The 6,079-nt window shown below is 57.9% G+C and carries 5 protein-coding genes; 1 reads left to right on the plus strand and 4 read right to left on the minus strand.

The genetic code is table 11. The annotated features are described in order from the left end of the window. Positions 1-32 precede the first annotated feature (32 nt). The 3 genes from H6G62_RS13780 to H6G62_RS13790 form a co-directional block, all read right to left on the minus strand. Positions 33-1,682, minus strand: coding sequence for a cation:proton antiporter (locus H6G62_RS13780; RefSeq protein ID WP_190496052.1), 1,650 nt, complete (start codon positions 1,680-1,682; stop codon positions 33-35). Positions 1,683-1,809: 127 nt separating this feature from the next. Further along, complete coding sequence (gene nhaC, locus H6G62_RS13785) at positions 1,810-3,291, minus strand: Na+/H+ antiporter NhaC (protein ID WP_190496054.1); 1,482 nt, start codon at positions 3,289-3,291, stop codon at positions 1,810-1,812. A 15-nt stretch (positions 3,292-3,306) separates the two neighbouring features. Further along, complete coding sequence (locus tag H6G62_RS13790) at positions 3,307-3,864, minus strand: LURP-one-related family protein (RefSeq protein ID WP_190496056.1); 558 nt, start codon at positions 3,862-3,864, stop codon at positions 3,307-3,309. Between the two features lie 658 nt (positions 3,865-4,522). Between H6G62_RS13790 and H6G62_RS13795 the strand changes: the two genes are divergently transcribed. Next, positions 4,523-4,909, plus strand: coding sequence for an STAS domain-containing protein (locus tag H6G62_RS13795; RefSeq protein WP_190496058.1), 387 nt, complete (start codon positions 4,523-4,525; stop codon positions 4,907-4,909). A gap of 4 nt (positions 4,910-4,913) precedes the next feature. Here the strand turns inward: H6G62_RS13795 and H6G62_RS13800 are convergent, their stop codons facing one another. Beyond that, positions 4,914-5,432, minus strand: a complete 519-nt coding sequence (locus tag H6G62_RS13800) for a hypothetical protein (RefSeq protein ID WP_190496060.1) — start codon at positions 5,430-5,432, stop codon at positions 4,914-4,916. Between the last annotated feature and the right edge of the window lie 647 nt (positions 5,433-6,079).

The following is a 6,079-nucleotide window of genomic DNA, read 5'->3' on the forward strand; positions in this document are numbered from 1 at the left end:
TAACCATTCCTGATGACGACGATTCGACAGGATCAGCCGATTTCCTGGGGGCTAGCGGCGATGGCGTCCTTGGCCTCCAGCACCAGCACCGGAATTGGACTGGTTTCTAGTACGGTTTGCGAGACGGAACCCAAAATCACCTCCGCTAGGGGACGGTGACCTCGTTTGCCGATCAGAATTTCGGTAGCGCTGTAGGTTTGGGCGATGTTCAGGATGGTTTCGGCCACCACACCGGGCTGAATCAGCACTTGGTGGCGAATGTCTGCAAGATACTGCTGGGCTTGGGCGTAGATTTGGGCCTCTCCCTGAGGATCCTCCACTTGTCGGACGTGGAGGACAATCACCTCGCGTTCGCTGCGACGGGCCAGTTCTGCGGCCTTGGCTAACACAATGGGGGCCAGCGGGGAGGTATCTACCGCCGCCAAAATCAACACCTTTTGAGCTACGGAGACCTTCGTGGGATCCACCTCGCCCCGATCCAGTAGGCGGGGGGCAAAGGTCGGGATAGCCCAGGCTCCTAGGGGTGCGGTGATGAGGATCGACAGGGCGGCAAGGGCCAGCATGGTTTCTCCTCCGGCCAACCCTAGGGACAGAGGCACAGCCCCGATGGCAGCCTGCACCGTGGCCTTGGCAGAATTTCCCGGCAGCAAAAACAGCCGTTCTTTCCACGTCCAATTACTGCCCAGGGTGGAGAGGAACCAGCCCAGCCCCCGCCCCACCAGGGTTCCCACCGCCAAAATCAGCAGCCCCACCGCCGCCATGTTGCCCAGTACATCCAACCGCAGGCTGGCCCCCAGCAACACGAATAGCCCAATTTGCGCCACCGCCCACAGGCCATCAAAGCTATGGCGCAGCCGTCGGGCTAGGGGGGCATCCAGGGCAATCAAAAAAAATCCTGTGGCCATCACCGCCAGATAGCCGGAGAAAATCGGCAGGGTTTCCGCCAGCACCACCAGCAGCAGGGCCAAGCCAGCCGCTACCAGGGCTTCTTGAACGGCACTTTGCGCCCAGTTTTGTCGCGCCAGCAGCAGCACCAACATCTGTGCCCAGGCCCAGCCAATCAGAATGCCCAAACTAATCTGAGTCAGCATTTGAAAGGGCAGTGCCTGCACCGGACTAAGGGTGATGATTCCCCAGCGAAAACCTGTGGCCGCTCCCTGGGAAAGAAATGTCACCAACAGGCTAAACACCAGCAGCAGCAGCACATCGGATAGGGCACTCCCCATCAAAATGGCATCCGGGATACCCTTGGCCACGCCCCAGCCCAGGCTCTTGAGTCGCAGCATGGCAGGCACAATCACTGCCGGAGATTCAGCCCCGATGATGCAGCCCAGCAGCAACCCGTGGGCAAAATCGAACCCCAGCAGGCCCATAGCCGCAAAGGCGACCACCACCGCTTCACAGGCGGCGGGCAGAAACCCCAACCGCAGGGCCACCGTCCCTTGCTGGGCCAGTTTCTCAGCATCCAGCCCCAGCCCCGCCTTCATCAAAATCACCATCACCGCTAGGGTGCGCCAGGGGTCGGCAAGGGCCAAAAAGTCGGGATGAATCCAGTTTTGCCCCTGCGGCCCCAGGGCCGTGCCAATGACAATCATCCCCACCAAGGCCGGAATCCGCAGGCGAGCGGTCAACTGTCCAGCGAAAAATCCACCCAGGATCACCACAATTAAGCTGGTCAGCATGGCTTGCTCTCAAACGAGATTTCAACGGTTTTGAGATCCACGAATTCGCAATCAGGCAATGATATCGAGGTGCCCTAATGACTGACCGTTCGAGCTTACACGGGTACGCCAATTCATCTGATCTGGCTCACCCTTCCGTAGTCTCCCCAGAGGCTTGAACTGCCGCAGGCAGCTTCTCGATTTTGAAGCCCGTGATGCCGTAGAGGAGGGAGAGGATGGGGCTGGCCAGGTTGAAGATGGCAAAGGGAAAATATAAAAATGTAGATACGCCCAGGGTAGCGGCCATGAAGGCTCCGCAGGAATTCCAGGGCACCAGGGCGGAGGTGACGGTTCCGGCGTCGGCGGCGAGGCGGGAGAGGTTTTGGGGTTGCAGGCCGCGTTTTTGAAACTCTAGCCGAAACGTGCGGGCGGGCAGCACCAGGGCGATGTATTGGTCTCCGGCGAAGATATTAAGGCCGATGGCGGTGACAGCGGTGGTGGCAAAGAGTTTTCCGGTGGAGTTGGCCCGCCGCAGCACGGGGTGAATCAGCTTGGTGAGCAGACCAAACTCCTCCATGATGGAGCCAAAGGTGACGGCCCCAATGATGATCCAGAGGGTAATCAGCATACTGTCCATGCCGCCGCGAGAGAGCAGGCGATCCACATCGGCGACGCCGGAGGTTTCGCGGTAGCCGTTGGCCATGGCTAGCCATACGCCCTTGATAAAGGCGATGGGGGCGGCGGTATCCGGCTCATTCACAAAGCGCAGCACCGCTTCGGGCTGGAGTACCACCGCCGTTAGCCCCCCCGCCAGGGCCGCCAGCATAATGGCCAGGGAGGGCGGCGTTTTGCGGTAGGACAGAAACCCCAGCAAAAACAAGGGAATCAGGGTCAGCGGCGTAATCCAGAACAGTTCGCCGAGTTTGTTAAGGTCGGTGACGGTGGTCAGGCTATCGGCGACCTGGGTTTGGCTACCAATGATGGCAAACACCAGCAGCGCCAGGAGGAAGGCGGCCCCCGATGTCCAAAGCTGGGCCTTGATGTGGGTATAGAGGTCGGTACCCACCATTTGGGCGCTGAGCACCGTGGTTTCGGAGAGGGGGGAGGTTTTGTCGCCAAAGTAGGCCCCAGAGATGACCGCCCCAGCGGTGACAGCGGGAGACACCCCCAGGGCCACGGCAATGCCCACCAACCCCACGCCCAGGGTGCCCGCCGTTGTCCAGGAACTCCCAATGGCCACCGACACCACCGCACAGATCATCGCCGAGGCCACGTAGAACCAGCTCGGCTGCAAAATTTGGATGCCGTAGTACACCAGGGTGGGAATGGTGCCCGACATATTCCAGGTGCCAATCAGCGCCCCCACCGCCAGCAGAATAAAAATGGCACTGGCGACCGAGGCCACGGCCTGCCCCCCCGCCCCACTCACCGCCGACCAAGGGTGCCCATTTTTGATGGCAATCAGCGCCGCCACCATGGCACTCAGCAGCAGCGCCACCTGCACCGGGCCATCAATGGCACCGAGGCCAAACAGCATGACGGAGCTGCCAATCAGGGCAATCAGCGTGATCAGGGGAAGAACCGCATCGAGAATTGATGGATCACGGGGGGCTGGAGCGGTCTGGGCCATGGGAATCTCCTGGGGCTAGGGGTGGGCCATGCGGTCTAGGGCCACGGTGATGGCCAAAATCAGCAGGTCGTTCTGGGACGGTTCGATCTGGACACCGTAGGTATCGGCAATACGAAACCAGCGCTTCGAGACCTGGGCAATTTTGCGCCCCTCTTCGCCAATCGTGTATTCGTAGTCCAGCACGTTGCCGCGCACGGCCAGATCGGGGCCATCCCCCACCTGCACTGTCCAGCGGTCGCGCAGGGGCGAGATCAGCGCCTTTTTCACCGTCGCCAAGCGGCCATCGTCGGGGGTTTCAATCACCATGGTGTCTTTGATGGTGAGCAGCCGCTCCTGAAGCTTGCAGACCTGGTTGCCCTGAAGATCCTCAAAAAACAGGGTGTTCCGCACCCGCAGCAGCTTGCCATCCACCTTAAACACGCGCTGCCCTTGGCTGTCTTCAATCCAGAAATCATCGCCAATGGAAAACAACCGCTCCCGCATTCGGTACTGAGTGGCACTGCCGCGCCGACCAAATACGTCCCGTTCTTCTCGGCGTTGTTCTCGGCGGCTGGGGCGATCTCGGTTCACCATGATGGTTTCTCCAGGAGGGGATAGGGAAGCTGGGGGGTAAAGCTCAGCTCATTACAGCGTTCCTATAGTCTTCACTCTAAAGCCCTCTCCCAACAACATGGGCTACCGCTTATACATAAGTCTCTACCAATCACAATGCTCGATTAACGACGATAGGAACTGAGCAAGGCGCAGGACTTACCCCTTGACGCATGAGTCTTGCTCTTCTCGTTCTGAGTATACGCTTATCCCAGGTACGGGCGGCTGGGGAAGATCGGGACGACCCCCGCTAAAGGGCTACTAAGTACACCCAAGTCATCAAGGCTGACCTTGCTAGGGATTGATTTCCCCTAGCCCCCCTTGAAAAGGGAGGAACCGGAGTCAAAGTCCCCTTTTCAAGGGGGATTTAGGGGGATCTCCCAGCCCTTGGCTAGTGGTAACGAGATCTGTGTACGTAGTAGCTGCTAAGGGGAGCTAGGCATCGTCTCCTGGATAAGCCCCCAAACCGTCGGAGTTGCCGATGTGGCCTAGCCCCAACCTAGCCCCAAAGCGGTAATATGTGCCTAGCCCTGAATCGTCATCTACCAACCGATCCCTCGTCAAAAAACCTGAAAATTAGGTTTCAGGGTTTGCTGTGGAAACAGCAGTGATGGTTGTACTCACATGAATGTCGGAAATAATGTATCAGAATCTTGTCATCGTAGAACTAAAAGGAACCCTAACCCTAGTCAAAACAGAACAGTCTCTCAGCCAGATCAAGCAATCGATTAAGGCTCAGACAGGCAATCTGCTGTTAGATTTGGGCCAGCTTGGGTTTGTGGACAGTGCCGGATTAGCGGTTTTAGTGCGGCTCCACAAACTGACCAATTCCATGGGCATACGCATGGCTCTTTGTACCTTGCCTGTGCAGGTCAATCAGTTGCTTCATCTCAGTGGGATGTTCGATTTTTTTGAGGTCTTTGACAGTCGAGAAGACTTTTACCAGAACTGGTCAAGCCAATTCCCTGCTGGATCTTCCTTCCCTACTTTAGCCGCAATTCCCGTCGTCACCATTGCTACCGAGTAGGGGATCAAAACGCGTCTCCGACATAAACATTTAGCCGTTCGTGACCGTTGCTCAAAACCACGGCATCATGCTGCACTTCGACTAACTGCCACGCACTTTGGCTAATCCGATCCCCCAGTTTCACGGCATAGGCGTTTTGGTTGGTTTGCACCAAGGCTGCCGAAAATTGGCCCGTTTGCACCACCCCAATCAGGCGATTGACTTTGGGCACTGGCTCAAGGGGTGGCAACGCCCTAGGAGTAGGTAACGTGGCCTCTGGCGCAGCGCTAGTAACGAAGGTTGAGGCGGCGACTCTCTGGGCGATGGGAAGGATTTGGGCGCTAGGGGGCGGTGGGGGTAAAGGCAACATTAACGGCATCCCCTGGGTCACCTCTCCTTGACCGCTGCCTCCCTGAGCACCAGGGACATCCTGAGATGCCAAAGCACCTGGGTCAAAGTAAAAACGGTCTACCATCAGGGAGAAGGCTTCGGGTTCTGCCGACCCCACTGTGGCGGCATTGGCCAGGTAAAACCGATCCACCATGACGGGACGTAGGAAGGGCCGAACCTCCGAGACTGGGGTAGCAGAGCTGAGACCTTCGGATCGAGGAAAAACCTCTCCCAGTCGATGATAGAGCGTATTGAGGCTTGACTGCGCGAACCTGGGGGTTTGCCCAGGGTTGCTCCATAAAGGTGCGAAGGGAACTACCTGCCTAGGGGTTGTGATCCAATCCATGACACCGACGCCTAGGGCCAACCCAATCGCCCCGCCGATCATGAGTTGCTGGGCAGGATGCAGACATTGCCAACGGTTTAATAGAGCACGGTGATTGTCAACCGGACGATAGTCTACCGTAATATCTGAGGGGATAAGGTGCGCAGGTTCCCCCTGGGCGAGGGTAGAACCTTGGTGTAGGACAAGGGGATGGGATGGTAGACTCAGGCTGTTTACGTCCGCATCAGAGGCCGCTGGGGGTTCAAACATAGGCACCTGACTGCCTGACAGAAGTGGGTGAAAGGCTTGAAACCTCGTGCTGCGAGGGGGAAAAGGTGAGGTGACATGAGACGCTGGAATTGCATATCTCAGGGTCTTTGCCATGCCAGCCACCACCTGTCTCTATGATCAAGTGCTGTCCTTGCTGCGTCAATATAGCCATCGTCGGGATCTGCGACACCTCAAGGCCTTGGCGT

It is taken from the genome of Phormidium sp. FACHB-1136 (genome assembly GCF_014697375.1).
Classification (GTDB): Bacteria; Cyanobacteriota; Cyanobacteriia; order Phormidesmidales; family Phormidesmidaceae; genus Nodosilinea.